Source organism: Epibacterium sp. HA2-3 (assembly GCF_055693725.2).
The window spans coordinates 2,612,394-2,636,143 of sequence record NZ_CM172490.1 but is presented as its reverse complement, the minus strand read 5'-3'; the positions used below and the strand labels follow the sequence as shown (position 1 = coordinate 2,636,143).

Annotated in this window: 27 protein-coding genes; 6 read left to right on the top strand and 21 right to left on the bottom strand. The window is 62.2% G+C overall.

What is annotated here, in order from left to right; genetic code table 11:
- Nucleotides 1–188 precede the first annotated feature (188 nt).
- Entirely contained in the window at nt 189–2,396 is a 2,208-nt protein-coding gene (locus ACZ1HH_RS12390; protein WP_472636763.1) for a transglycosylase domain-containing protein, read from the top strand.
- Nucleotides 2,397–2,457: 61 nt separating this feature from the next.
- Here ACZ1HH_RS12390 and ACZ1HH_RS12385 read toward each other — a convergent pair whose 3' ends face one another.
- The 7 genes from ACZ1HH_RS12385 to hmgA form a co-directional block, all read right to left on the bottom strand.
- On the bottom strand, nt 2,458–3,672 hold the full coding sequence (locus tag ACZ1HH_RS12385) for a GAK system CofD-like protein (RefSeq protein ID WP_487320294.1): 1,215 nt from the start codon (nt 3,670–3,672) through the stop codon (nt 2,458–2,460).
- A gap of 136 nt (nt 3,673–3,808) precedes the next feature.
- Complete coding sequence (gene maiA, locus ACZ1HH_RS12380; RefSeq protein WP_472636761.1) at nt 3,809–4,456, bottom strand: maleylacetoacetate isomerase; 648 nt, start codon at nt 4,454–4,456, stop codon at nt 3,809–3,811.
- Nucleotides 4,449–4,655 (bottom strand): DUF2783 domain-containing protein, encoded by a 207-nt coding sequence (locus ACZ1HH_RS12375; RefSeq protein WP_011539939.1) that lies wholly within the window; start codon nt 4,653–4,655, stop codon nt 4,449–4,451. The genes maiA and ACZ1HH_RS12375 overlap by 8 nt, the downstream gene beginning before the upstream one ends.
- 5 nt (nt 4,656–4,660) lie before the next feature.
- Complete coding sequence (locus ACZ1HH_RS12370; RefSeq protein ID WP_472636760.1) at nt 4,661–6,268, bottom strand: FAD-dependent oxidoreductase; 1,608 nt, start codon at nt 6,266–6,268, stop codon at nt 4,661–4,663.
- Nucleotides 6,269–6,390: 122 nt separating this feature from the next.
- On the bottom strand, nt 6,391–7,341 hold the full coding sequence (locus tag ACZ1HH_RS12365; RefSeq protein ID WP_472636759.1) for an MBL fold metallo-hydrolase: 951 nt from the start codon (nt 7,339–7,341) through the stop codon (nt 6,391–6,393).
- An 82-nt stretch (nt 7,342–7,423) separates the two neighbouring features.
- The gene (gene fahA / locus ACZ1HH_RS12360) at nt 7,424–8,680 is read right to left on the bottom strand and encodes a fumarylacetoacetase (protein WP_472636758.1); all 1,257 of its coding nucleotides are present in this window, start codon (nt 8,678–8,680) and stop codon (nt 7,424–7,426) included.
- Between the two features lie 117 nt (nt 8,681–8,797).
- Complete coding sequence (gene hmgA / locus ACZ1HH_RS12355) at nt 8,798–10,153, bottom strand: homogentisate 1,2-dioxygenase (RefSeq protein ID WP_416369151.1); 1,356 nt, start codon at nt 10,151–10,153, stop codon at nt 8,798–8,800.
- A gap of 76 nt (nt 10,154–10,229) precedes the next feature.
- Here hmgA and ACZ1HH_RS12350 point away from each other — a divergent pair, with 76 nt between their 5' ends.
- Complete coding sequence (locus ACZ1HH_RS12350) at nt 10,230–10,688, top strand: MarR family winged helix-turn-helix transcriptional regulator (protein WP_011539934.1); 459 nt, start codon at nt 10,230–10,232, stop codon at nt 10,686–10,688.
- Between the two features lie 97 nt (nt 10,689–10,785).
- Nucleotides 10,786–11,931, top strand: a complete 1,146-nt coding sequence (locus ACZ1HH_RS12345) for an adenylate/guanylate cyclase domain-containing protein (protein ID WP_472637327.1) — start codon at nt 10,786–10,788, stop codon at nt 11,929–11,931.
- A 190-nt stretch (nt 11,932–12,121) separates the two neighbouring features.
- Here the strand turns inward: ACZ1HH_RS12345 and ACZ1HH_RS12340 are convergent, their stop codons facing one another.
- From ACZ1HH_RS12340 to ACZ1HH_RS12325, 4 genes are all read right to left on the bottom strand, one after another.
- Nucleotides 12,122–12,931 (bottom strand): division plane positioning ATPase MipZ, encoded by an 810-nt coding sequence (locus tag ACZ1HH_RS12340; protein ID WP_011539932.1) that lies wholly within the window; start codon nt 12,929–12,931, stop codon nt 12,122–12,124.
- Between the two features lie 295 nt (nt 12,932–13,226).
- Nucleotides 13,227–13,448 carry a 50S ribosomal protein L31 gene (rpmE, locus tag ACZ1HH_RS12335; protein ID WP_011539931.1) on the bottom strand — a complete coding sequence of 74 codons (222 nt, stop codon included), beginning with the start codon at nt 13,446–13,448 and terminating at the stop codon, nt 13,227–13,229.
- An 11-nt stretch (nt 13,449–13,459) separates the two neighbouring features.
- The gene (gene rplS, locus ACZ1HH_RS12330) at nt 13,460–13,831 is read right to left on the bottom strand and encodes a 50S ribosomal protein L19 (protein ID WP_011539930.1); all 372 of its coding nucleotides are present in this window, start codon (nt 13,829–13,831) and stop codon (nt 13,460–13,462) included.
- A gap of 263 nt (nt 13,832–14,094) precedes the next feature.
- Nucleotides 14,095–15,309 (bottom strand): MFS transporter, encoded by a 1,215-nt coding sequence (locus ACZ1HH_RS12325; protein WP_472636757.1) that lies wholly within the window; start codon nt 15,307–15,309, stop codon nt 14,095–14,097.
- Nucleotides 15,310–15,376: 67 nt separating this feature from the next.
- Here ACZ1HH_RS12325 and ACZ1HH_RS12320 point away from each other — a divergent pair, with 67 nt between their 5' ends.
- Nucleotides 15,377–15,802, top strand: coding sequence for a helix-turn-helix domain-containing protein (locus ACZ1HH_RS12320; RefSeq protein ID WP_472636756.1), 426 nt, complete (start codon nt 15,377–15,379; stop codon nt 15,800–15,802).
- Between the two features lie 76 nt (nt 15,803–15,878).
- Here ACZ1HH_RS12320 and ACZ1HH_RS12315 read toward each other — a convergent pair whose 3' ends face one another.
- Nucleotides 15,879–16,211 (bottom strand): YegP family protein, encoded by a 333-nt coding sequence (locus tag ACZ1HH_RS12315; protein ID WP_011539927.1) that lies wholly within the window; start codon nt 16,209–16,211, stop codon nt 15,879–15,881.
- A gap of 156 nt (nt 16,212–16,367) precedes the next feature.
- On the opposite strand from ACZ1HH_RS12315, the gene ACZ1HH_RS12310 reads away from it, so the two are divergent.
- Nucleotides 16,368–16,760 carry a hypothetical protein gene (locus ACZ1HH_RS12310; RefSeq protein ID WP_416369148.1) on the top strand — a complete coding sequence of 131 codons (393 nt, stop codon included), beginning with the start codon at nt 16,368–16,370 and terminating at the stop codon, nt 16,758–16,760.
- Here the strand turns inward: ACZ1HH_RS12310 and trmD are convergent, their stop codons facing one another.
- Nucleotides 16,761–17,561: a tRNA (guanosine(37)-N1)-methyltransferase TrmD gene (gene trmD / locus ACZ1HH_RS12305; protein WP_011539925.1), complete on the bottom strand. Its 801-nt coding sequence runs from the start codon at nt 17,559–17,561 to the stop codon at nt 16,761–16,763.
- A gap of 86 nt (nt 17,562–17,647) precedes the next feature.
- On the opposite strand from trmD, the gene ACZ1HH_RS12300 reads away from it, so the two are divergent.
- Nucleotides 17,648–18,634, top strand: a complete 987-nt coding sequence (locus ACZ1HH_RS12300) for a phosphotransferase (RefSeq protein ID WP_472636755.1) — start codon at nt 17,648–17,650, stop codon at nt 18,632–18,634.
- Here the strand turns inward: ACZ1HH_RS12300 and rimM are convergent, their stop codons facing one another.
- The 8 genes from rimM to ffh are packed head-to-tail and all read right to left on the bottom strand — an operon-like array spanning nt 18,635 to nt 23,410.
- Nucleotides 18,635–19,150: a ribosome maturation factor RimM gene (gene rimM / locus ACZ1HH_RS12295; protein WP_416369146.1), complete on the bottom strand. Its 516-nt coding sequence runs from the start codon at nt 19,148–19,150 to the stop codon at nt 18,635–18,637.
- Nucleotide 19,151: 1 nt separating this feature from the next.
- A complete protein-coding gene (locus tag ACZ1HH_RS12290) occupies nt 19,152–19,301 on the bottom strand; it encodes a hypothetical protein (protein ID WP_166485563.1) in 150 nt (49 codons plus the stop codon).
- 38 nt (nt 19,302–19,339) lie between these two features.
- Nucleotides 19,340–19,993, bottom strand: a complete 654-nt coding sequence (gene bluB, locus ACZ1HH_RS12285; RefSeq protein ID WP_011539922.1) for a 5,6-dimethylbenzimidazole synthase — start codon at nt 19,991–19,993, stop codon at nt 19,340–19,342.
- Between the two features lie 4 nt (nt 19,994–19,997).
- Nucleotides 19,998–20,363, bottom strand: a complete 366-nt coding sequence (rpsP, locus tag ACZ1HH_RS12280) for a 30S ribosomal protein S16 (protein ID WP_011539921.1) — start codon at nt 20,361–20,363, stop codon at nt 19,998–20,000.
- 59 nt (nt 20,364–20,422) lie between these two features.
- Nucleotides 20,423–20,731 carry a chorismate mutase gene (locus tag ACZ1HH_RS12275; RefSeq protein WP_011539920.1) on the bottom strand — a complete coding sequence of 103 codons (309 nt, stop codon included), beginning with the start codon at nt 20,729–20,731 and terminating at the stop codon, nt 20,423–20,425.
- Nucleotides 20,724–21,329 carry a GNAT family N-acetyltransferase gene (locus ACZ1HH_RS12270; protein ID WP_011539919.1) on the bottom strand — a complete coding sequence of 202 codons (606 nt, stop codon included), beginning with the start codon at nt 21,327–21,329 and terminating at the stop codon, nt 20,724–20,726. The genes ACZ1HH_RS12275 and ACZ1HH_RS12270 overlap by 8 nt, the downstream gene beginning before the upstream one ends.
- Nucleotides 21,326–21,856 (bottom strand): GNAT family N-acetyltransferase, encoded by a 531-nt coding sequence (locus ACZ1HH_RS12265; protein WP_472636754.1) that lies wholly within the window; start codon nt 21,854–21,856, stop codon nt 21,326–21,328. Before ACZ1HH_RS12265 ends, ACZ1HH_RS12270 begins: the two co-directional genes overlap by 4 nt.
- 9 nt (nt 21,857–21,865) lie before the next feature.
- A complete protein-coding gene (gene ffh, locus ACZ1HH_RS12260; RefSeq protein ID WP_011539917.1) occupies nt 21,866–23,410 on the bottom strand; it encodes a signal recognition particle protein in 1,545 nt (514 codons plus the stop codon).
- Nucleotides 23,411–23,750 lie beyond the last annotated feature (340 nt).

Sequence of the window (23,750 nt, the reverse complement as noted above, 5' to 3'; positions counted from 1 at the left end):
TCTGGGCTGCGGCTGAATAATTTCGCTGAAAAAAGGGGCTTTGCTTGTTATTTAGGCGCAAATTAGATCGTATTTGGCGGAAAACCGCCTCTCTACATCAGGGGCCACAGGGGCTATTCTGTGCAAAACAAGGAAGGCGTAAGCCCGCCGGGACCTAAAAGACGAGCAGTCAGAACAGGATTTTCAGTATGACTCAGGGGCGCAATTCTGGGCGCGGCACTGGACGCGGGCGTGGCCCGCTGGTTGCAGAGAAACGCAATTTGGGCGGCAATCAGCGTAAACCGGCCCAAAAAGCGCCAAGGAAGCGCGCGCCACAAAAGGCCAAACGCGGCTGGAGCCTGTTTGGACGGCGCAAGACCGCGCGCCCGCAGCGCAGACGTGGACTCCTGGGCTGGCTGTTGCTGCCCTTTCAGATCGTGGCACGGGTGATCTGGGCGGTGAGCTGGCGCATGGGGGTTGTCGGCGGTCTCTTTCTGGCCGGGGCGGTCGCCTTTCATTACACCAAGCTGCCCGAGTATCAGGCGCTGCTGGATGGGCGGAATCAGGGCTCGGTGACGCTGCTCGATCGCAACGGCAAGACATTTGCATGGCGCGGCGATCAGTTTGGCGGCGTGGTTACGGCGGATACCGTCTCGCCGCATCTGAAGAACGCGATCGTCGCCACCGAGGACAAACGATTTTACCGCCATTTCGGGATTTCGCCGCGCGGCATCGCCAGCGCGGTGCGCATCAACCTCAGCGAAGGGCGTGGCCCGCTGTCGGGGCATGGGGGCTCTACGATCACCCAGCAGACCGCCAAGCTGATGTGCCTTGGGGTGGAATATGATCCCGACATCTGGGAGAGCGAAGCCGCCTATGAGAGCGACTGCCGCCAGTCGTCGCTCTGGCGCAAGGGGAAGGAAGCTATCTTTGCCCTCGCGATGGAGGTGAAATACACCAAGAACGAGATCCTCTCCATCTATATGAACCGCGCCTATATGGGCGGTGGGGCACATGGGGTGGAGGCCGCTGCGCAGCGCTATTTCGGCAAATCCGCAAATCAGGTGAACCCGCCGGAGGCGGCGATGCTGGCGGGGCTCTTGACTGCGCCGTCGACGCTGGCGCCCACCAACAATATCGAACGCTCGCGCAATCGCGCGGCCACTGTGCTGCGGCTGATGGAAGAACAGGGCTACCTCAGCCCCAAGGAACGCCAGATGGCCGCCGCCAATCCCGCGGAGCTGAGCGAGGCGGCGGCAGCGCGCGCGGGGGGCTATTTTGCCGATTGGATCATGGACACGGTGCCGTCCTTTCTGGGCGATCAGACCACCGAAGATGTGGTGATCCGCACCACGCTTGATCAACGGCTGCAACAGGCCGCCGAGGATGCGGTGAACTATGTGTTTGAAAACAAGGTGCGTGCAGGCTCCAAGGCGCAGACTGCCGTGGTCGTGATGAGCGCCGATGGCGCGGTGCGGGCCATGGTGGGCGGGCGCAAGGTGCGTGCCTCGGGTGTGTTCAACCGCGCCACGCAGGCCAAGCGCCAGACCGGTTCGGCGTTCAAACCCTTTGTCTATGCCGCCGCGCTGGAGCTTGGCTATTCGCCCTATGACCGGGTGCTGGATGCGGAATATTGTCTCGATATTCCCGGCTCCGGCCCGTGGTGCCCACAGAACTACACTCGCAAGTTCTATGGCGAGGTGACATTGGCGCGCGCGCTTCGGGACTCGCTCAATGTGCCTGCGGTCAAAGTCTCCGAGGCGGTGGGCCGCGACAAGGTGCGTCTGGTGGCAGGCGAATTCGGCATCGAGAGCGATCTTGCCGATGGGCCCTCGCTGGCGCTGGGCGTCTCTGAAAGCACGCTCCTGGAAATGACCGGCGCCTATGCAGGCATCCTGAACGGTGGCTCCTCCGTGACACCCTACGGGGTGGAGGCGCTGACGCTGGTCGGCGATTCAGAGCCATTGATGGGCGCGTCCGGCGGCATGGGGGAGCGGGTGATCCGCCCCGTCGCGGCGCAGGAGCTGATCTGGATGATGGAAAAAGTCATCGCCGAGGGCACCGGGCAACGCGCGCAGATCCCCGGCTGGCAGGCGGCAGGGAAATCCGGCACCACCTCTTCGGCCAAGGATGCATGGTTTATTGGCTTTACCGCCGATTACGTCGCCGGGGTCTGGATGGGCTATGATGACAACACGCCGCTCACCGGTGTCACCGGCGGCGGTTTGCCCGCAGAGATCTGGCGCGAGACGATGGTGCGGGTCCACGATGGGTTGGCCCCCCAGCCCCTGCCAATGGCAGCGCCCGAGCCGATCGTGGTACCCGAACCTCAGCCGCAGCGGCGCAATGGGGGCGGCTTTGGCCGGGAGCTTGAGCGCACCTTGAATGGCGTGTTGCAGGACATCTTTGGCAATTGACCGGATACTTTCTGGCCTGAAAGCATTGGCCCGAATACAGTGTCCGGGGCGGGAAGCATGCTCAGGCCAGTGCCAGCAGCTGTCTGCAGAGGGCATCCGGCGCGTAGCAGGGCGACTTGCCCGAAGAGACCGCCAAAGGCCGCGCGATGCAGGGGATGCCGTGATCGCGCAGGACCTCTGCGCGTGCCGCCACTGACACGCTGAGGTCACAGATCACATGGCTGAGAAAGGCTGAGGTGGCCACATCGCCCGCGTCCCGGCGCAGCGGTGCCAGTAGGGCAGAGATCTGATCCGAGAGCGTCATCGCCAGACATTCCGGATCTGTGCCGAGGCTTGGGACATAGACCTTTGGCACGTTGCGCGCGGCAATGGCCTGGCCCACACCTTTGGGCAGGAGATTGCAGATCACGCTCGAATAGAGACTGCCGGGCGGGTAGCAGATCAGGTCCGCCCCGGCGATGAGGTCTTGGTTGCTTTGCGGGAGGGGCACCGCATCCGCCGGCAGTTCGCAGGTGCGATCCGACAGAAAGAGGCGCGCGATAGGGCTGGTGAGCGGCAAGTGTTCCTTGCCGGTCATCCGGCGCTGACCGATGACGCACCGCCCGTCCCGAAGCTCTGCACCGATCTCTAGGTTCACATCCGCAATCGGGCGCACGGTGCCGCGCACCGCCACCATCCGCGACATCTGGGCAAGCACCGGCTCAAGCTGGCGGCCGTGACGCAGATAGCCCCCCGCGAGGATCAGGTTGCCGATGCTGGCGTTGCGATAGTCCAGATCCGCCGGGGCGGCGTCCTGAAACTGGCGCAGGTCTTCGCGGATTTGCTGTCGTACCGGCGTTGGAATCCCCTCCAAAAGCGGATGCGTGCCCTCAAAGAGCCGGGCAGCGTCCTGTGTCACATTCCGCTGTGATGCGTGTTTTGCAAAGCGATGGGTGAACAGGCGCAGGATCTCGGGCTGGCCTCTATCGGTTCCATCCGCCAGCGCCATAAGTCGGCTGCGCAGGTCGCCGACGGCGGGCATGCCAAACGCTTTGCGCAGCACCTGTGATGAGCCACCGCTGTCGAAGGGTGTAATCAGATGCACCGAGTTCTGCGTGTAGGCCTTGAGCCTGCGCGAGATCTCGTTGAGGGCCGTGCCACCGGAAAAGAACAACAGGCGCGGGCCTTGTGTTGCATCCCGTCCGGGGGGCCGGACGTGGGCAGGGCCGGGAGCAGAACCGGGATCGGAGCTTGGATCGGAGCCTGGGGCTGGGGGCGAGGGCGCGGTCTTTGACATGGGGTCCCGTCTTCAAACGAAGGCCGAGCATGCCACCGCTTTGCCCAAAACACCACAAAAGAGCGCCGGGTGGCGCTCCTGTGGTTCCGGCCCATCATTCGCCTGCGATCAGGGTCGCGCGAGCAGGGGTGCACAATCACTGGGCCGGCTGGTGGTGATCCGGATGTGCCGCCGCAAAGGCGGGATGCGCGGCGCAGCTGGCCTCGATCCGCTGGAGGCGCGGGAAGGGGTTCAGGTCCACCTCCCAGCGGCGCGCATTATAGAGCTGCGGCATCAGGCAGATGTCCGCAAGCCCCGGATGCGCGCCGGTGCAAAAGGATCCCTCCCCCGGTTCGGGCCAGCGTGCAAGCAGCCTGTCAAACGCCTCTAGCCCCGGTCCGATGAACTGCCGCATCCAGTCGCCCATCTGCAAGCTGCCACCGCTGCTGGCGACACCAAACCGCGCGACAGAGAGGTTGCACACCGGATGCAGATCCACCGCGATACTCTGCGCCAACGCCTCGACATGGGCGCGTGCGACGGGCTCTTGGGGCAAGAGGCCAAGGCCGCGCGTGCTGTCGAGATAGGTGAGACAGGCCAGCGATTGCGTGAACCGTTCCCCGTCGATCTCCAGCACCGGCACAAAGCCCTGTGGGTTGCGCGCCAGATGCTCGGGGCTGCGCTGCGCGCCCGCCACCAGATCGACCGAGCGGCTCTCATAGGCGATCCCTGCGAGGTTCAGCGCGATCCGCAACCGGTAGCTCGCGGAGGAGCGCCAGTAGTCATAGAGCACCACGTTAGCCATCGGTGAGACCCTGTTTGGCCTGAGTTAGAGCCTGTTTCAGCACCTCGGCGTCGCCGATGTGGTTGGCCAGGAGCAGGATCAGCCGCGCGTTGAGCGCATCGCTTTGCGCCTTGCTCAGACCCTCGTGGGCAGAGAGCAAGAGGGCATAGGCATCATCGGGCTGTGCGAGGTTCGGGGTCAGGGTCAGATCGTCGGACATGCAAATCACTCCTTGCCAATGGCGCGGCGCAGGGCGGCGTGGAAATGGGCCGGGTCAAAATGGTCCATCCGGGTTGCGACATGTTGGTCAGGGCGGATGAGGTAGACGGCTGAACTGGCCTCTCCCAGATACCGCTCTGCGAGGGACGCGGAGGCCTCGCCGTCCAGACGCAGGGCCGGGACAAAGACCCCGGCTTCCTCAAACCCGTCAGGCACCTCCGCGTTGATGGCGAGCAGGGTAAAGCCGGGCGCCAACTGCGGCAGCAGGTAGCCCCCCTCCAGCGGCACATCCGGGCAGGGCGCGCCAGGACGCGTGCGGGCGGGGGCACCGGGCAGGCGGTCGGCGGAATTGAGCCGCGAGCCATCATAGACTGAGGGCAGCGACAGCCGACCCGAGTTGACCAGGGGCCGCGCAAAGCTGTGATGCTCAGAAAGATCCAGAACCGCATCGCGGAAGATGCGCGACATGTCGGACTTTGGCGTGATGAAATCGGTGGAGCGCGAGGAGTTCAGAATATTCTCATCCGCTGCCGCAATTCGCTCGGCGTTGTAGCTCTCAAGGAGGCTCTCATCGGCCACACCATCGAGCACCAGTTTCAGTTTCCAGATCAGGTTGTCGGTGTCCTGCAGGCCGGAGTTGGCCCCGCGCGCGCCAAAGGGCGAGACCTGATGCGCGCTATCGCCGGCAAAGATCACCCGGCCGTGGCGGAACTTTTCCATCCGGCGGCACTGAAAGGTGTAGATCGACACCCACTCCAGCTCGAACTGGACGTCCTCGCCCAACATGGCCTTCAGGCGCGGGATCACGTTCTCGGGGCGTTTCTCGGCCTCCTTGTCGATGTCCCAGCCCAGTTGCAGGTCGATACGCCAGACGCCATCGGGCTGTTTGTGCAACAGCGCCGACTGGCCCTTGTTGAAGGGCGGATCAAACCAGAACCAGCGTTCGGTCGGGAAATCGGCCTCCATCACCACGTCGGCAATGAGAAAGTTGTCCTCAAAGACGCGGCCCACAAAGTCGAGTCCCATCTGCGCCCGCAGGGGCGAGCCTGCGCCATCACAGGCGATCAGCCACTCGGTCTCAAGCTGGTAGGCGCCGTCGGGCGTGTCCACGGTGAGCGCTACATGGCCGCCGAGGTCCTCGACATGCGTGACCCGGTTCTTGCCCCGGATTTCAATCGGCGCGCCCTCGTCCCGCAGAGCGCGGACGCGGTCCACCAGATATTCCTCGATGTAATACTGCTGCAAGTTCACAAAGGCCGGGAACTGGTGACCGTCCTCGGGCAGGAGGTTGAAGTCATAGACCTTGCGGTCGCCAAAAAACACCTTGCCGACGTTCCATTCTTCGCCCTTGTCCGCCATGGCATGACCAACCCCAAGCCGGTCTGCGATCTCGAGCGTGCGCTTGGCAAAACAGATCGCCCGCGAGCCAAAGCTCACCTTGTCATTGTCATCAAGCACCACCACGGGGACGCCCGATTGGGCAAGGTCGATGGCGGCGGCAAGGCCCACGGGGCCCGCGCCCACCACGACCACCTTGTGCCGAGCCGGTGGCTGCGCGTCCTGATCCGCATGGCGCGCATATGGATAAAGCGGCACCTCAAATATCTTGTTCATCCGGTCTCCTCCCTCCGGGCAAGCGGGTACTGGGCCGGTCCCTCGGTGGGGGACCGGTGCAGGGGCGGTCAAGGCCGCCAATGGCTGTGATGTGTCTCTAACCCCGGGGTTAGAGACTGATATTAGGACTGAAGCGCGTCCCACATGTCTAGATCGCGCTGGGCGGTCCAGATGCGGGGCGTGTCGATGCCGCGGGCCTCGTCATAGGCGCGAGCGACGTTGAACGGCAGGCAATGTTCGTAGATTGCATAGTCTTTGAACTTGGGATCGCAGGCCTCGCGCACCGCGTCCCATGCTTCCTTGAGCGATCCGCCGCGGGCGGCAACCTTGGCGGCCGGGCGGTAGGTGCTTTCCACGAAGTCGCGGGTGTTTTCAATGGCGGCGTTGACCATGTCCTTGCCGACCAGAGCGTCACCACGACCGGGGGCGATGGCGTCCACGTCATAGGCTTTGATGTTGTCGAGCGTCTTGCCCCAGTCGCCAAAATGCCCGTCGCCGCAGTAGCAGGCGGAGTGATATTCGACGATGTCACCGGTGAACATGACGTTCTGATCCGGCACATGGATCACGGCGTCGCCAGCGGTATGGGCGCGGCCCAGATGCTTGATGTCGACACGGCGATTGCCGAGGTAGACGGTCATGCTGTCCGAAAACGTGGTCGTCGGCCATGTGAGGCCGGGGATGCTTTCATGACCCTCGAACAGGCGCGGGAAGCGCTGGAATTCGCTGTCCCAGTCTTCCTGGCCGCGCTCGACAACCATGGCGCGTGCCGTGTCGGACATGATGATGTTCTGGGCCCCAAAGGCCGAAGCCCCGAGCACACGCACCGCGTGGTAGTGGGTGAGCACCACATGGCTGATCGGTTTGTCGGTCACGGAGCGCACACATTCAATCACCTTGTTCGCCAGACGCGGGGTTGCCTGCGCCTCGACGATCATCACCGAGTCATCGCCGATGATCACACCTGAATTCGGGTCGCCCTCGGCGGTGAAGGCATAGAGGCCTTCGCCCACTTCGGTGAAGGAGATTTTCTTTTCGCTCATGTCGCCTTGGGATGCGAAGGCCTTGGCCATGGTTGCGTATCCTTTTTGTCTGGTCCGCCGGAGGTCAGGTTGGGATGCCTCCGGCGGAGGTATTTGAGAAAAGATGAAACCGTCAGCGTGCAAACGGATCGCTGAGGGCGGGCAGCACCGTGCCGGTGCAGTCGCCAAAGCCGATGGTGTAGCCCTCGCCCTTGGCCGCGCCTTTGAGGGTCAGCGTGTCGCCATCCTCGATAAAGCTGCGGGTATCGCCCGAAGGCAGGGTGAGAGGCTCCTTGCCACCCCAGCTGAGTTCGAGGAGCGAGCCGCGTTCGTCCTTGTTCGGACCGGAGATGGTGCCGGAACCCAGCAGGTCGCCCGCGTTCATCGGGCAGCCCGATGTGGTGTGATGGGCCAGTTGCTGCGCGGCAGAGTAGTACATTTCCTTGTAGTTGGTCTGCGCGATCACAGCCTCTTCGCCCCCCTCGGGGCGCAGGGTCACGGCAAGGTCGATGTCATAGAGCATCGGGCCACAGTCCTTGAGGTGATCGAGAAGCTCGACCTCCCGCGCGGGGGTGTCGCAGCGGAAGGGCTCCAATGCGGCCTTGGTGACGATCCAGGGGCTGATGGTGGTGGCGGTCGCCTTGGCCTGAAACGGTCCAAGCGGTTGATATTCCCAAGCCTGGATGTCGCGCGCCGACCAGTCATTGAGCAGCACATAGCCAAAGATGTGATCGTCCGCGTCCTGCACCGTGATCGGCCCGTCGGAGGGTGTCCCGACGATGGCTCCCATTTCCAGTTCGATGTCAAAGCGCGCACAGGGGGCCCAACGGGGTGCGTCGTCATTTGGCCTCTTGAGCTGACCCCAGGGACGGCGCACATCGGTGCCCGAGACCACAACTGAGGAGGCACGACCATTGTATCCAATCGGAATATGCAGCCAGTTTGGCGGCAGCGCGTTCTCGGCGCCCCGAAACATGGTGCCGACATTGGTGGCGTGATGACGCCCGGCATAGAAATCGGTGTATTCCGACACCATGATTGGCATATGCATCTCAGCGCCTGACATCGGTACGAGACAAGGCTCGACCTTGTTTTGCGCGTCCGAGCCCTCTTCCAGAAGCGCGATCAGGCGGGTGCGCAACGCGGCCCAGACCGCGGGGCCTTCTTCCATAAACTCGTTCCAGAAGGGCATTTCGAACATCGGCTCATCAGCGAGGTCGATCAGCCCCGCCGCCTCTGCCGCAGCAAGATCGAGGATCATATCGCCGATGGCGACCCCACAGCGCGGATCACTGTCGAGGGTTGAAAACACGCCATAGGGAAGGTTGTTCAGCGGAAAAGGGTGGTCAGCGGAATTGGCCGACGTCACCCAGGACTTTTTCAAAGGCATGCGCGTTCCTTTTTGGTGGTGAGGGCTCTGCTGGCCCTCCTTCAGCTTTTTACAAATATCTCGGGGGTGAATGCGGCCCCAATTGGGGCCGCAGAGGGGGCAGCGCCCCCAGCCTCCCTATTTCTTACCGGGCGTGCCGTCGAATTTCTTCTCAAGGTCGCTCCAGCAATCAATATACGTATCCTGAAGCGGTGCTTCCTTGGCTGCAAACTCTGTCAGATGCTGGGGGAAACGTGTTTCGAACATGAACGACATGGTATTGTCGAGCTTCTCGGGGCCAAGGTTCGAATTCGACGCCCCTTCAAAGGCCTCCCGGTCAGGCCCATGCGGCAGCATCATGTTGTGAAGGCTTACACCACCGGGGATAAAACCCTGCGGCTTGGCGTCATACTGCCCGTAGATATTGCCCATCAGCTCCGACATGATGTTCTTGTGATACCACGGCGGGCGGAAGGTGTTTTCCGCCACCATCCAGCGTTCGCGGAACAGCACAAAGTCGATATTGGCCGTGCCCGGCTGGCCAGAGGGCGCGGTGAGCACGGTAAAGATCGACGGATCCGGGTGGTCAAATAGGATCGCGCCGACCGGGCAATAGGTGCGCAGGTCGTATTTATAGGGCGCGTAGTTGCCGTGCCAGGCGACCACGTCCAGAGGGCTCTGGCCGATCTTGGTCTCATGGAACTGGCCACACCATTTCACGGTCAGTGTTGAGGGCGCCTCGCGATCTTCAAAGGCCGCCACGGGGGCCTTGAAATCCCGCGGGTTCGCCATGCAATTCGCACCGATCGGGCCGCGGCCGGGCAGGTCGAATTTCTGTCCGTAGTTTTCGCAGACAAAGCCGCGCGCGGGACCTTCGAGCACTTCGACGCGATAGACCAGTCCGCGCGGAAGGATGGCGATCTCCTTGGGCTCAATGTCGATGATCCCAAGCTCTGTCGCAAAGCGCAGGCGGCCTTCTTGCGGCACCACCAGAAGTTCCGAGTCGGCGGAGAAGAAATATTCATCCTTCATCGATTCGGTCACGAGGTAGATATGGGTCGCCATACCGACCTGGGTGTTCACATCCCCCGCCGTGGTCATCGTGCGCATGCCAGTGAGCCAGGTGAGGCCCTCTTCGGTATGCGGCACCGGGTCCCAGCGGTATTGGCCAAGCGAAATCACATCCTCGGGGATATGCGGTGCGCTTTTCCAATATGGCAGGTCGATTTTCTCGTAGCGGTGCGAATGCTTCACGCTGGGGCGGATGCGATAGCACCAGGTGCGTTCGGGGCGTTCCGCCGTAAAGGCGGTGCCGGAAAGCTGTTCGCCATAGAGCCCATATTCGCATTTCTGCGGGCTGTTCATGCCTTGGGGCAGGGCGCCGGGCAGGGCTTCGGTTTCGAAATCATTTCCAAATCCGGGCATATACCCTTCGTGGGTGCCCTGATTGGACGGGGCCTGGATCATCTGGTCCGGCAAAGCGTGACGGGTCATTTTGACCAACCTCCTCTTGCATTTTCCTCTCGGTAATAGTTGATTTTGTAACTAACAAGGGAGGCGCAGCCTGGGCATGTCGAAAAATGATGATTTTGCGGTGCAGGATTTTCTGCCGTTTCTGCTCAACCGCGCGGCAGAGGATTCCTCGCTGGAGTTTCAAAAGCTCTACAAGGGGCGGTACGGGATGTTGCGGACGGAATGGCGGGTGCTGTTTCATCTGGGGATGTACACCCGCATGACCGCCAGCGACATCAGCCAGCGCGCCAGGATCCACAAGACCAAGATCAGCCGCGCCGTTGCCAAGCTGGCCGCGCGGCGCTGGGTCAGTCGTAGTCGCGACGAGTCAGATCGTCGCTCCGAACACCTGGAGTTGACGGCAGCAGGGCGCAGTGTTTACGAGGATCTGCGACAGCAGGCGCAGGTCTACGATCAGCGATTGACCCAAGGGTTTTCGGCAGAGGATGTTGCGCTCTTGCGCCGAATGTTGCGGCAATTGGCCAGCATGGAGCCGCCGGCTGACCGCACGCCTTGATCAGCAACAGGAGGATGGGGCCATTCACGCCGCGACCGAGGATCTGAAGAACTGGCTGACCCAGCAGGGTCTGAAGGCGGTAGGGCGCGAAGAGCTCTTGCGCCGCTTCTGCGAGGAACTGGTCAACCACGGCGTGCCTCTGTTGCGGATGCAACTGGCGCAGCGCGCGCTGCATCCGGAATTCGGGGGGATCGGTTTCACCTGGACCCGTCAGGACGGGTTGAATTCCGAGTATTTTGAGCGCGTGGACCACAAGGAGCCACGCAATGAATGGGTGCAAAGCCCGTTCTTTGCTCTGATCAGCTCGGGCGAAGCGGAGTACTACAGTCGCTTCAGCAGCGAGGACGAAGCGCGCTTTCCGATTTTTACCCGCCTGAAGGAGATGGGGGCGACGAGCTATTTTGCCCATTGGCAGCCCTTTGGCGATTTCAGTCAGGCGCAGTTTGACCCCGATAGCCCCAATGCCGAAGGCTTGGTCGCGTCTTGGAGTTTTGATGGCCCGCCAGAGGAGGCCGAACCCTGTCTCGCGTTGCTGCGCAATGTGTTCGGGACACTGGCACTGGTGTTGGCCGCTGCCGGAAACCGGGAGATGGGGCGCGCCCTTTTGCAAGTCTACCTGGGGCGCGATGCCGGGGCGCGGGTGCTATCGGGTGAGATCGCGCGCGGCTCATCGCAGCGGATTGATGCAGTGATCTGCCTGTTTGATCTGCGCGGCTTTACGGCCCTCTCAGAGTCGTTGCCGGGTGAAGAGCTTGTTGATTTGCTCAATGATTACTTCGGTCACGTTGTCCAGCTGATCCAATCCCATGGGGGCAATATCCTGAAGTTCATGGGCGATGCGGTGATGGCGATGTTCAACCTCGGTACCCTGCAGGAGGACGCGCAGGCGGCCCTGCGGGCGGTGGCGGAGCTTGGTCCGCGCATGAGGGCCGTGAATGAGGCCCGCGCCGCCGAAGGCCTGCCGCTGGCGGAATACACCATGGCCCTGCACGCCGGCGAGATCCTCTATGGCAACATCGGCGCGCCGAACCGGCTGGATTTCACCGTGATTGGCCCGGCTGTGAACCTGACGGCGCGGATAGCCGACATGCATCGCGCCGTGGAGCGGTCGATCATTCTGTCGGAAGATGTCCGCGACGCCGCAGGAGCGGATGGCGCGGATCTGGTGTCCGTGGGCCGTTACATGTTGCGCGGCGTGGCGGAACCCATTGAGCTCTTTACGCTCTATCAACCGGAAACCTGAACACCCAAAAGAGCGGAGCGCCTGAGGGACGTGTCGACCTTTCTAAAGGTGTTTCCGCCCGTGACCGGGTGGACCCGCGCGCGCCGGGCTTTTGGCCCGGCGCGCGCCCTTCGCCGCGGATGCAGTGGCCCACCATAGGTGGGCCTACGCGGCTGCGGAAAGCCTCAACGCGAAGGGCTCCGTCGTTGGATCAGATGTCGATCTCGACCTCGGGGAGCTCCAGCGCCTTCATCATGTCGCGCAGCTCCTGACGGGCCGCGATATTGGAGATATTGAGCTGTTTGACCCCCACATCCTTGAGGTCCAGCAGAGTGAGCCCGCGCGGGAACAGCTCGCGGAAAATGACTCGCTCGGAAAAGCCCGGCGCGACGCGAAAGCCGATCCGTTTGGAGAGCATATTGATCGCGCGCTCCATCTTTTCCTTGTTCACCATTCGCTGCGTGCCGACACGGTTGCGGATCACGATCCAGTCGATCGGGGGCAAACCCGCCTGTGCGCGCAGCTGACGCGCGTTCCAGACCATCTCGGAGTAGACCGAGGGGCCTTTGATCTTCTCGCCTTTTTCGTCCGTATGCGCGAGCAGGTCAAAATCGACAAAACTGTCGTTGAGCGGCGTGATCAGCGTGTCGGCCAGCGAATGCGCCACCTGACTGAGGCGCGTGTGAGAGCCGGGACAGTCGATCAGGATGAAATCATAAATCGGCTCCAGCTCGGAGATCGCCGCGGAGAGACGCAGATCATAGATGTTCTCGCCCGGTTGCAATGTGTCCGGGTCGATCTCGGGCAGCTCGTGCAGCGACACCATCGGCAGGTTGAGGTCGGACGCCGCGATAAAGGCCAGCCGGTTTTCCAGGTAACGCCCCAGCGAACGCTGCCGCAGATCGAGGTCCAACCCTGCCACCTTGTACCCCAGCCGTGCCAGCGTTGTGGCCACATGCATGGAGACGGTGGATTTCCCCGCGCCGCCCTTTTCGTTTCCGACGACAATGATATGTGCCATCTCACGGATCCCTTCAAACCTGCGCGGCTTTGGCTGCCACGCCTTGTGATTTGGCTGGACTATACGGCTCTGACGAATCAATGGGAAGCGGCCAAAACACCCCAGTTAGAGCCTATTTTGTACCAAACCCTGTCGTGCGACGACCCGATGCGCCTTGTGGCCCGGAAACCGCTCTGAAACCGCTCTGAAATCGCACTGAAATCACGCTGCACGGGGCTGAAACGCAAAAACGCCGCCCCGGGGAGGGCGGCGTCTGATTGGTAATCCGATAAGGATAAACCCTGCAAGGGATGGATTAGAAACCCAGACCTTCGTATTTTTTCTTGAACTTGGACACGCGGCCGCCGGTGTCCATCAGGCGCGAGGAGCCACCGGTCCACGCGGGGTGCGCGGAAGGGTCGATGTCCAGAGCCAGCTGGTCGCCTTCGTTGCCCCAGGTGGAGCGCATTTTGACAACGGTACCGTCGGTCATTTTGACGTCGATGAAGTGGTAATCGGGATGGATGTCTTTTTTCATGAGACCACTCCTTACGCTTTGGCTTTGTAGTTTGCGTCTTCGGCGATACGGGCGGATTTGCCGCGACGCGAACGCAGGTAGTAGAGTTTGGCGCGACGGACGCGACCACGACGAACCACCTCGATGGACTCGATGTTGGTGGAGTAGAGCGGGAACACACGTTCCACGCCTTCGCCGAAGGAAATCTTGCGCACGGTGAAGGAACCAGCGATGCCGGAGCCGTTCTTGCGGCTGATGCAGACGCCTTCGTAGGCCTGCACACGGGTGCGGGTGCCTTCGGTCACTTTGTAGCCGACGCGGATGGTGTCACCGGCTTTGAAATCGGGGATCTCTTTCCCCAGCGCAGCAATCTGCTCCGCTTCGAGTTGTGCGATCAGATCCATGATCGTCTCCTATGTTGCTCGTGGTTATATCCACGAAGGTCTTGTGATCCCCCAGAGCTCTTGGTCTTCACCGGGTCCGCGTTCGCGCCCGCCAGAGATGTGGTGTCGTTACTTGTCGTCTGCGCCCTGCGTCGCGAGCCTGCCGAAGAAGACGGGCATAAGCCAAACAAAGCGAGCCCGGACGACTCGATCAGAGCCCCGGACGCGCGGTATCTAGGCCAGATCCCCCTTCATTGCAAGCGCGATCGTCACCGGCAGGGCACCTAGTAGGCGCGCTCGGCGGCATCGGTTGCGCCGCGTGTGACCCCATAGGCCAGAAGCGCGACCAAGGCGGCCAGCCCAAGCAGGACAGCAAGGGTCGCGAAGGTCCCAGAGTAGCCCGCGTGGCGCACCATGGGCAGGGTCAGAAACGGAGAGACGATCTGTCCCAGAAAGACCGAGGTTGTCATGATCCCAGCAGCGCGCCCGCGCAGATCGGCGGGGGCGGCGCGCAGGGCAATTTCGTTGAAATTCGGAGAGACGGTGGCAAAGCCAAGCCCGACCAGCGCGGCCCCCAGAAAGATCATCGCAAGACCCGGCGCAAGGGCCAGTACCGCCATCCCGAGCCCCATGAGCCCATAGCCCAGCAGAAAGAGCCGCGCGTGCCCAAGCCGGGGTTTGAGCGTGCTGTAGCGGGTGGCCGCCAGCATCCCCGCGAGCGTCAGCGCCCCCATCACGGAGCCGATGATTGCCGTGTTTTTGATGCCGTGACTGGCGACAAAGAACGGCACCTGCGTGGGCATGGTGAAAAAACAGATCGTGGTCAGCATTTGCAGCCCCGCGATGGCCCAAAGACCAAGCCCCAGCCTCTGTGTTGTCGCAGGGGGAGCACCGGGCGCGGTGGTCGCTGGGCTGGGGCGTTTGGGCTCTGAAATCGCACACCAGAGGATCGGGAGGATCAAGAGCGCGAGTCCGTGGATCGCAAACGCATGCATGGGCGACATCAGGGCGAGCACGCCCGCAAGGGTGATCGACACCAGCCCGCCGAGGTTTCGGGCCGAGATTTGCAGCCCCAGAACGCGACTGCGGGCCGCGCCGTCGAAGTAGTCCGCAATAAGAGCGGTCTGCGCTGTCATGATGAGGGCCACTCCCACCCCAAGGGCGAGGCGGCTCAAGAGGATGGCCTCAAGGCTGCCCAGGACCATGCCGAGGCTACCGGCCAGCGCAAAGAGCAGCACTCCACCAATCAACAGCGGACGACGACCCAGTCGATCCGCCAGAACACCGGCCCACCCCGCGATCAGCACCACCGCCACCGAGGGCGCGGGCACCAGGAAACGTGTCAGAAGGGCCGCCTGCGGGTGGTCGGCAAACCGGGCCTCCAGGCCGGGCAGGGCGGGGCTGATGGCGGCATTGGCCATGGTCGTGAGCGTCGCGGCGAGCAACAGCGCAACCGCGCGACGGTCCAGCGCAGGCAGGGTGGAAGGGGCGGCAGTCATTGAGATCTCCTTGCCAAAATCAATTTCGAAGGGCAGGCTACGAATTCAAGTCAACTTGAGGTCAATAATGAAATTGCTCGACATCGGAGAAGTTGCAAAACAAAGCGGCACAAAGCCGTCGACGCTGCGCTATTACGAGGATAAGGGCCTGATCCAGTCGCTGTCGCGCAATGGGCTGCGACGGCAATATGGACCTATGGTGCTGGAGCAGCTGGCGCTGATCGCGCTTGGCAAGCAGGGCGGATTTTCGCTGGATGAAATCGGCGCGATGTTTGGCCCGGAAGGCCAGCCAGAGATTGCACGCACAGAGCTTGATGCGCGCGCGGACGAAATCCAGAGACAGGCGCAGCGCCTGGAGGCTTTGTCCGAGATGATGCGCCATGTTGCCACCTGTCCGGCCTCCAACCACATGGAGTGCGACAAGTTCCAACGGCTGCTGCGGCTGGCGACGCGTATTCAGAGGCGCGGCGGCACCCCCAAAGGAAAGAGTTGAGCCCCGCGTTCGCGCAGGGCTCAGGCGATCCGGAGCTGCTCTGTTCTGAGGTCAGATCAGAGTGCCGAAGGGGAGATCAGGTCAGGTCTTCGATGCGGGCCTCGGGGGCGTTGCGCATCACCGACTCGATGCCGCCATCACGACCGGAGGCGCTTGCGTAGCTCTGCGAGGTGCCGATCACCTGACCGTTGCTGGCCTTGAGGTTGAACATATGCTTGCCAGCTGCGGTTTCCTTGCGCTCGAAACGGGCCTCGTCAGCGGCGTTCTTCTTGACCGACTCGATCCCGTTTTCGGCGCTGGCTTTTTGCTTGTAGCCTTCGCTGGCCAGGATGTTCTCGCCATTGCCCGCCTTCAGGCGGAAGCGAAATTCGCCTGCGTTGTCGGTGTAGAGTTCAAACTTTGCTGCCATCGGAGATCTCCCGGTTCTTACGTTTACTTACCAAGGCGACTAAAGCACGCCAGCCCCCCTCGGGCAACGGACAGATGTGCGTCAGGGCTGGTGCTAGCAGATTGACCCTACCGGCATCACAAGCCACACTGGCGCGGAACCACAGGAGATGGGTAGATGATTTTAAGGCACTGTTTTGTATTGGGGTTTTCAGCACTTGTGGTCGCGGGATGCGACTACGCGGGTCCGACTTCGGATGCGGCTGTTCAGAAACGCGCGCAAAACGATGCGCTCTGGGCGGAGCGGGTCACGGTGCGCGATGGCGCCAAGGCCTATGCCTTTAGCGCCGATCGGGCGCGTGGCGTGGCGCTGATCGCTCCGGCGGCAGCGGGCTTTGCCTATACGGTTGCAGATCTCGAGCGCATCACCGCTGCGCAGACGGAATGCAAAGCAGTGTTCCAGGACGGTATTCTGGATCTGCTGAAAGGCTACAGCGAGACAACCAACCTGCGCAGCACGCAGGAGCAGCTCGACAGTTTCAACCGCTGGCAGCTCAAGCTGGACTGCTGATCAGGTCTTGGACTTGCGCGCCTGATACGCCGCCCACAGATCCGGGCGGCGTTCTTGGGTGATCTTTTCGCTCATGTCCTGCCGCCACTCGGCGATTTTGCCATGGTGGCCGGACATCAGCACATCGGGGATCGCGCGGCCTTTCCAGTCGGCAGGACGCGTGTATTGGGGATGTTCGAGAAGACCCGAGGAGAAGCTCTCCTCTTCGGTGGAGGCCTGGTTGCCCAGCACGCCGGGAATGAGCCGTACGGTGGCATCAATGAGCGCCTGCGCCGCAAGCTCGCCACCGGTCATCACAAAATCCCCAAGCGAGACCTCCTGTATGCCGTAGTGTTCGAGCACCCGTTCATCGACCCCCTCAAAGCGTCCACACAGGAGTGTCAGCCCATCGCACCGGGCAAAGGTTTGCATCATCTGCTGGTCCATCCGCCGCCCGCGCGGGGAAAGGTAAATCAGAGGCCAGTTGCCGGCTGTGCCCTGCATGGCGTGTTCGATGGCGTCGCCCAGCACGTCGGCGCGCAGCACCATGCCCGCACCGCCCCCGGCGGGGGTGTCATCGACGTTCTTGTGCTTGCCAATCCCAAAGGGGCGCAGATCGACGGTTTCCAGCTGCCAGAGCCCTTGCTGCAATGCCTTGCCCGTGAGGCTCTCGCCCAGAACGCCCGGGAAGGCTTCGGGAAAGAGCGTAAGGATCTTTGCTTTCCAGACGCCCGCAAGATCCGGCGTGTCGCTCATCAACTCGCGAGGCTTGAGGCTGGCTCCGATCGAGAGGCGCCCATGGGATTTTGTTGGTTTGCTCATGGCAAAAGTGCATGCCGCCCTTCAGTAAGGTTTGCAATAGGGATTTGTGGGGGATTACTCATAAGGAGCAGCGTCCCGGGGGTCACATGAGCGATACGTCCAATCAGTCCGGACCGGATCTGGATCGCGAGCGGGTCGCGCAGGCACTGGGGATTGCGACAGATCGCGCGCGATGGCGCCTGATCAAATCCACAGCCGCGCGCGAGGTCTTTTTGCTGGAGGGGACAGACTGCGATCCCTTGGTGGTGAAATATGACGATGACGTCTCGCAGGTGCGGTTTGGCGAATTGCTGTCGTGCTATCGCTCTTTGGAGCGTGTCATGGGACGCGATGGCGCCTTTCGAATGGTGCCTCTGGTCTGGGCTGATGCCGAAAACCGCGTTCTTGCGCTGAAGTATGTTCCGGGGCTCACAGCATATGCCCGGCTGGAGGCCGCCGAAATAGATTTCGACAGCCGCGCCGATGTATTGCGCCACTGTGGCGCATGGTTGAGGCAGCTGCATCAGAGCGCTTCAGACACCCCGCAGCCCTTTGACGGAGAGGGGATGCTGAAACGCGTACGCCGCGTTGCGAAGACCATTCGAAGCGGGTCGCAAGAGGTTGCCTATCCCAAGAAATTCCTTGGCATCTGTGCCTTCATGCACCATGTGACGCGCGGCGCACAGGGTAGGCCCTGCCGGCACGGGACGCGCCACGGAGATTTCCATAGCCGGAACGTCGTCTTTGGGCGCGATGGGCCGCTTTATGCTTTGGATCCGGCGCCGCGCGATACCGGTCCCGTGGCTTTTGATGTGGCGCGTTTCATGACCCGGCTCGGGTATTCCTTTGGCCTGGCGCGAACGCAAACGCGCGGATTGGCGGGACTCCCAGCGGCGGATTGGGTCGCGCTCAGCGCGGGATATGGTCATCCGTGTCAGGACGACCCTGTGGTGCATTTTCTTTTGTGCCACCAGCTCTTTAATGACTGGTTGCAGATGCCAGTAGAAAAGGAACACCGCAGCGCGTCGCAGCAGCGCCGAATTGAGCGGATAGTCTCGATGTTTGAAGTGCTGAGGCAGCAGCTTCAGATGTGATTAAAACACGCCTTCTGGTGGGTCTGCGATGATGCGGCCCTGAGAGAGGTCCACCGTCGGCACCGCCGCCTTGGTAAAGGGCAGAAGCACCGTGGCCGATAGCCCCGGACCATGCAGTTCCAAGAGATCATCCGCGCCGTAGTTCTGCACCGCCTTCACGCGCCCCAGGAGCGTGCCGCCGGTGTCGTAGACCTCAAGCCCGATCAGATCGGCGTGGTAGAACTCATCATCGGGCAGCGAGGGCAAACGGTCGCGCGGCGCATAGAGCTGCACGCCTTTCAGCGCATCGGCCTGCTCCTTGGTTTCGACATCCACGATGCGGGCGGCAAAGCCGCCTTTGATCGCGCGGGTGATCGCCAGCGTGTAGCGGGTCTGACCGTCCGCGCCCAGGAGGGGGGAATAGTCTTCGATCTCTTCCGCGTTGGCGCAAAAGCTCTTGAGGCGGACCTCGCCGCGCACGCCAAAAGACCCCGCCAGAGCGCCCACGCAAATCAGATCTTCACTCACATCGCTCATGTCACATCCGGCAGATCATGCCGGTCCCCGTCTCTGTTCTTGTCCAATCACCGCCTGCGGCAGCGCATCGCTCGCGCGCGCCGCTGCGTTCATAAAGAACCCCGGCGCCAAAGGCGACAAGGGTGAAGATCACCATGCGGATCAGCCCCATGTTCGCCCCGATGTCAGTCCCACGTCTGCACCACCGCCTCAGCGGGTCTCGATCGGGAGTGCGGCAAAGCGCTGTTCCCAGCCTTCCTGCTCCAGTTCCGGCGTGTCCGACAGGCGCTCCGGGTGGCCGATGCAGAAATACCCGATGAGGCTCCAGCTTTGAGGCACATCCAGATCGCGCGCCATTCGGGCGGGATCAAGCACCGAAACCCAGCCGAGCCCCAGCCCTTCGGCGCGCAGCGCGAGCCAGAAGAGCGTGACCGCCGTCACCACCGAATAGCGGCGCATTTCCGGCATGCTGCGCGCGCCAAGGCCGTGCCCCTTGCCGGTCTCGTCATCGCAAAAGAAGGCGATCTGGACCGGGGCTTCGCGCATGCCGGAGAGTTTGAGGCGCGCATAGGTGGCAGCGCGATCCTCGCTGTAGTCCGCCAGCGCCTCGGCATTGGCGGTCTCGAAATTCTGTAGAGCCGCCGCGCGGGCGGTCTCGCTTTCGACGCGGATGATGCGCCAAGGCTCGCTGAGACCCACGGAAGGCGCCAGCGAAATGGCAGAGAGGCAGCGCGTCAGCACTGCCTCGTCCACCGGATCGGTGCGAAAGCGCCGGACGTCCCGGCGCAATTTCATCAACAGATCGAGCTCGGCGCGGAACGCCTGCGGGAAACATCCCTTTGCCTCCTGCACCGGGCCCGTCATGTGATTATTCCGCGTCTGCTGCTTCGGCGGCTTCTGCTGCCTTGGCGGCTTTCTCTTCAGCGCGCTCCTGAGCTTTCTTGCCCGGCTTCGCTTTGTTGGGGTTGTTGCGCTCGGTTTTCTCGCGCACGCCAGCCGCCTCGAGCATACGAGCCACACGGTCGGTGGGCTGTGCGCCTTTGTCGAGCCATGCCTGGATCTTTTCGATGTCCATTTTCACGCGCTCTTCGCTGTCTTTCGGCAGGAGCGGGTTATAGGTGCCCAGCTTCTCGATGAAGCGGCCGTCACGCGGCATGCGGGAGTCCGCTGCAACGATGCGGTAGAAGGGGCGTTTTTTGGAGCCGCCGCGGGCCAAACGGATTTTCATTGCCATGGTTTCATTCTCCTTTGATGGCGTTGAACGAGGTGTCCTGAGATCAGGTCGAACCCCGCTTATTCCTGGTGTTTCTTGTGGTGGCGGATGACCTCATCGATGATGAAGTTCAAGAACGCCTTGGCGAATTCCGGGTCCAGATCGGCCTCTCTCGCCAAGTCTTCGAGCCGTTCGATCTGCTTCGCTTCGCGCGCGGGATCGGACGGGGGAAGGTCGTGTGTCGCCTTGAGCTTGCCGACCGCCTGCGTGCGCTTGAAACGCTCGCCCAGCGTATAGACGATGATCGCGTCGAGGCGATCGATGCTCTCGCGGTGCTCTTTCAAAAGCGCGGCCGCACGGGCAACAGGATCGGTCGTCGTCTCAGTCAATGGCCCATCCTTTCGGTTTGAACAGCGGGTCGGCGTAATGGCCGATTTCCATCTCGATGCCATGGGTCAGCTGGCTGTCGCGCAGCTGCGCCGGGGTCGGGTGCCGGTAGACGGCATCGTTGCCGTCGATGGTCTGGGCCTCGTGGTCCTTCTTGGCACCGAGACGTTCGGCGAGACGGATCGAATCGAGGTTCTTGGGGTCGATATAGCTGACCGCGCCGTCCCATCCGGCCTGGGTGTAAAAGTAGTTGCGGGCCGCGTGGGTGGCTTCGAGCGCATAGCCCTTGCCGGCCTTCTCGGGCCAGATGATCCAGGCAATCTCGCGCTCTGGCCAGCCGGCGGGCTGCCAGCCACCGGCCATGCCGTAGGTTTCATCGGTGATCTTGTCGTGGATCATCCACATGCCAAAGCCGCGCACCTGCCAGTGGCCGATCTCGGCGGCATAGAGCATCCATGCCTCGTATGTGTTCAGCGGCCCGCCCATGAAGCGCGCACGATACGAGGTGAAGGTGGCCTTGAAATTCGGATAGTCCTCTGCCTCGGGGCCACGCAGGATCAGGCGTTTGGTTTCGATCACGGGAATGGAGGGGGTGCTCATGCGTATGCCTCCAGTCCGGGCCCGCTGCTGTCGGGGCTGTGACGATAGACCTGATCTGCCGCGTCATAGGTGCGCGCATTGAGATCCTCGGCGGCGCCCATGCGCTTGGCCAGGGCGACCGAGCGCTGGTTGTTGCCGTCGATGTAGCTCACCAGGGTCGGCACTTCGAGGATTTCAAAGGCGTAGTCGCGCATCGCGGAGGCTGCTTCAAAGGCGTAGCCAAAGCCCTCGAACCCGTCAAAGACGATCCAGCCCAGTTCCAGTTCCGGGAAATGCGGAGGCTGGCTGATGCAAACCTGACCGGCCAGCTGTCCGTCCTTGGTTTCAATCGCAAGCCCGCCCCAGCCGAAGATCTCCCAGGAGCCGACCTCGGCCAGCATCCCGGCCCAGAGTTGCGAGCGGCTGGTGGGCACATCCATATAGCGCGACCGGTCGCTCTGGTAGAAGGACCAGAACGCTTCGAGATCCGCCGCAACATGCGGGCGTAGGATCAGTCGGTCGGTTTCTATGGTGGGGGCTGAGCTCATCTGAGGGGGTTACTTCTTTTTGCCAAATCCAGAGAGGCCACCGGGCAGGCCCATGCCGCCACCGAGGCCACCCAGCCCGCCGAGACCGCCGGGCAAACCGCCCTTGCCGCCCATGGCCTTGGCTGCGGCCTCGAGCGCCTTGGGGTCCATCTGCGAGGGATCCATACCGCCGGGCATGCCACCGGGCATCTCGGGCATGCCGCCTTTCCCGAACATGCCTTTCATGGCCTGTTTCAGCATCTTGCCTTTGCCCATTTTGCCCATCTTCTTCATGACGTCCGCCATCTGGCGGTGCATCTTCAAGAGCTTGTTGAGATCCGAGACCTCCATGCCGGAGCCTGCTGCAATGCGTTTCTTGCGGCTGGCCTGCAGCAGCGCGGGGTTTGCGCGCTCTTTCTTGGTCATGGACTGGATCATCGCGATCTGGCGCTTGACCATCTTGTCGTCGAAGCCGGACTCTTCGACCTGTTTGGCCATTTTGCCCATGCCCGGCATCATCTGCATCATGCCCTGCATGCCGCCCATCTGCTGCATCTGCTCCAGCTGCATGCGCAGGTCGTTCATATTGAACTGACCTTTCATCATGCGCTTCATCATGCGCTCGGCCTGCTCGGCCTCGATGGTTTCCTGCGCCTTCTCGACGAGGGCTACAATGTCGCCCATGCCAAGGATGCGGCCTGCGATCCGGTCCGGCTCGAAGGTCTCGATGGCGTCCATCTTCTCGCCAAGGCCGACAAAGCGGATCGGCTTGCCGGTCACTGCGCGCATCGAGAGCGCCGCACCGCCGCGCCCGTCGCCGTCCATCCGGGTCAGCACGACGCCGGAGATGCCGATCTTGTTGTCGAATTCTTCCGCGACCTCGACCGCAACCTGACCGGTCAGACCATCGACCACCAGAAGCGTCTCGCGCGGGGAGACCACGTCGCGGACGTCTTCGACCTCTTTCATGAGGGTCTCGTCGATTTGCAGACGACCGGCCGTGTCGAGCATATAGACGTCATAGCCCCCAAGCGCGGCCTGCTGTTTGGCGCGTTTGGCGATGTCGACCGGGCTTTGGCCTTTGACGATGGGCAGGGTGTCGACGCCGATCTGGGTACCAAGCACCGCCAGCTGATCCATCGCTGCCGGGCGATAGACGTCGAGCGAGGCAAGAAGCACTTTCTTGCCCTCTTTTTCCTTGAGGCGCTTTGCAAGCTTACCGGTGGTGGTGGTCTTGCCGGAGCCCTGCAGGCCGACCATCAGGATCGGTGCGGGCGGGTTGTCGATCTTGAGCGCCCCGGGGTCCTCGTCGCCTCGCAGGGTCTCGACAAGCGCATCATGAACGATCTTCACGACCTGCTGGCCCGGTGTCACCGATTTGGTGACGGCCTGACCGGTGGCCTGCTCCTGAACCTTCTTGACGAAATCGCGGGCCACGGGCAGCGAGACGTCGGCCTCCAAGAGGGCGACGCGCACTTCGCGCAGGGCGGTTTTGACGTCGTCCTCGGAGAGGGCGCCCTGTTTTGTCAGCCGGTCGAAGACACCGGATAGGCGTTCGGATAGATTTTCAAACATGCCTTCGGCCTCCTTTGCCGGTTTATGACGCGTGCCCCTCATGTAAGGAGCGGTGAAACGAACCTCAATCACTCGCCACCAGATCGCAAGCCTGGGTACAAACCAATCTGGCCTGACCCCGCTGCGCAAGAATGTGGGTGCAAACCAACAAGGTTTGCCCCCACGGGCGCAACGCGCTGGTGGAGGGCGATCCCTGGCAAACGCCAAGGACCGGAAGACACAACGACTCCCGGAATTGGCTCTGCCCTACTGTGCAGGCACCCAAGAGTCAAGAAAAAGGGCGACCGGTAGAGATCACCTCCCCTACCAGCAAGCGCGTGTCATCCGACCCCACCATTTC

Excerpts from the sequence above, each read along its gene's own strand:
- ACZ1HH_RS12390 (WP_472636763.1), top strand. The coding sequence starts at position 189 with ATGACTCAGGGGCGCAATTCTGGGCGCGGCACTGGACGCGGGCGTGGC.
- ACZ1HH_RS12385 (WP_487320294.1), bottom strand. The coding sequence starts at position 3,672 with ATGTCAAAGACCGCGCCCTCGCCCCCAGCCCCAGGCTCCGATCCAAGC.
- maiA (WP_472636761.1), bottom strand. The coding sequence starts at position 4,456 with ATGGCTAACGTGGTGCTCTATGACTACTGGCGCTCCTCCGCGAGCTAC.
- ACZ1HH_RS12375 (WP_011539939.1), bottom strand. The coding sequence starts at position 4,655 with ATGTCCGACGATCTGACCCTGACCCCGAACCTCGCACAGCCCGATGAT.
- ACZ1HH_RS12370 (WP_472636760.1), bottom strand. The coding sequence starts at position 6,268 with ATGAACAAGATATTTGAGGTGCCGCTTTATCCATATGCGCGCCATGCG.
- ACZ1HH_RS12365 (WP_472636759.1), bottom strand. The coding sequence starts at position 7,341 with ATGGCCAAGGCCTTCGCATCCCAAGGCGACATGAGCGAAAAGAAAATC.
- fahA (WP_472636758.1), bottom strand. The coding sequence starts at position 8,680 with ATGCCTTTGAAAAAGTCCTGGGTGACGTCGGCCAATTCCGCTGACCAC.
- hmgA (WP_416369151.1), bottom strand. The coding sequence starts at position 10,153 with ATGACCCGTCACGCTTTGCCGGACCAGATGATCCAGGCCCCGTCCAAT.
- ACZ1HH_RS12350 (WP_011539934.1), top strand. The coding sequence starts at position 10,230 with ATGTCGAAAAATGATGATTTTGCGGTGCAGGATTTTCTGCCGTTTCTG.
- ACZ1HH_RS12340 (WP_011539932.1), bottom strand. The coding sequence starts at position 12,931 with ATGGCACATATCATTGTCGTCGGAAACGAAAAGGGCGGCGCGGGGAAA.
- rpmE (WP_011539931.1), bottom strand. The coding sequence starts at position 13,448 with ATGAAAAAAGACATCCATCCCGATTACCACTTCATCGACGTCAAAATG.
- rplS (WP_011539930.1), bottom strand. The coding sequence starts at position 13,831 with ATGGATCTGATCGCACAACTCGAAGCGGAGCAGATTGCTGCGCTGGGG.
- ACZ1HH_RS12325 (WP_472636757.1), bottom strand. The coding sequence starts at position 15,309 with ATGACTGCCGCCCCTTCCACCCTGCCTGCGCTGGACCGTCGCGCGGTT.
- ACZ1HH_RS12320 (WP_472636756.1), top strand. The coding sequence starts at position 15,377 with ATGAAATTGCTCGACATCGGAGAAGTTGCAAAACAAAGCGGCACAAAG.
- ACZ1HH_RS12315 (WP_011539927.1), bottom strand. The coding sequence starts at position 16,211 with ATGGCAGCAAAGTTTGAACTCTACACCGACAACGCAGGCGAATTTCGC.
- ACZ1HH_RS12310 (WP_416369148.1), top strand. The coding sequence starts at position 16,368 with ATGATTTTAAGGCACTGTTTTGTATTGGGGTTTTCAGCACTTGTGGTC.
- trmD (WP_011539925.1), bottom strand. The coding sequence starts at position 17,561 with ATGAGCAAACCAACAAAATCCCATGGGCGCCTCTCGATCGGAGCCAGC.
- ACZ1HH_RS12300 (WP_472636755.1), top strand. The coding sequence starts at position 17,648 with ATGAGCGATACGTCCAATCAGTCCGGACCGGATCTGGATCGCGAGCGG.
- rimM (WP_416369146.1), bottom strand. The coding sequence starts at position 19,150 with ATGAGCGATGTGAGTGAAGATCTGATTTGCGTGGGCGCTCTGGCGGGG.
- ACZ1HH_RS12290 (WP_166485563.1), bottom strand. The coding sequence starts at position 19,301 with ATGGGGCTGATCCGCATGGTGATCTTCACCCTTGTCGCCTTTGGCGCC.
- bluB (WP_011539922.1), bottom strand. The coding sequence starts at position 19,993 with ATGACGGGCCCGGTGCAGGAGGCAAAGGGATGTTTCCCGCAGGCGTTC.
- rpsP (WP_011539921.1), bottom strand. The coding sequence starts at position 20,363 with ATGGCAATGAAAATCCGTTTGGCCCGCGGCGGCTCCAAAAAACGCCCC.
- ACZ1HH_RS12270 (WP_011539919.1), bottom strand. The coding sequence starts at position 21,329 with ATGAGCACCCCCTCCATTCCCGTGATCGAAACCAAACGCCTGATCCTG.
- ACZ1HH_RS12265 (WP_472636754.1), bottom strand. The coding sequence starts at position 21,856 with ATGAGCTCAGCCCCCACCATAGAAACCGACCGACTGATCCTACGCCCG.
- ffh (WP_011539917.1), bottom strand. The coding sequence starts at position 23,410 with ATGTTTGAAAATCTATCCGAACGCCTATCCGGTGTCTTCGACCGGCTG.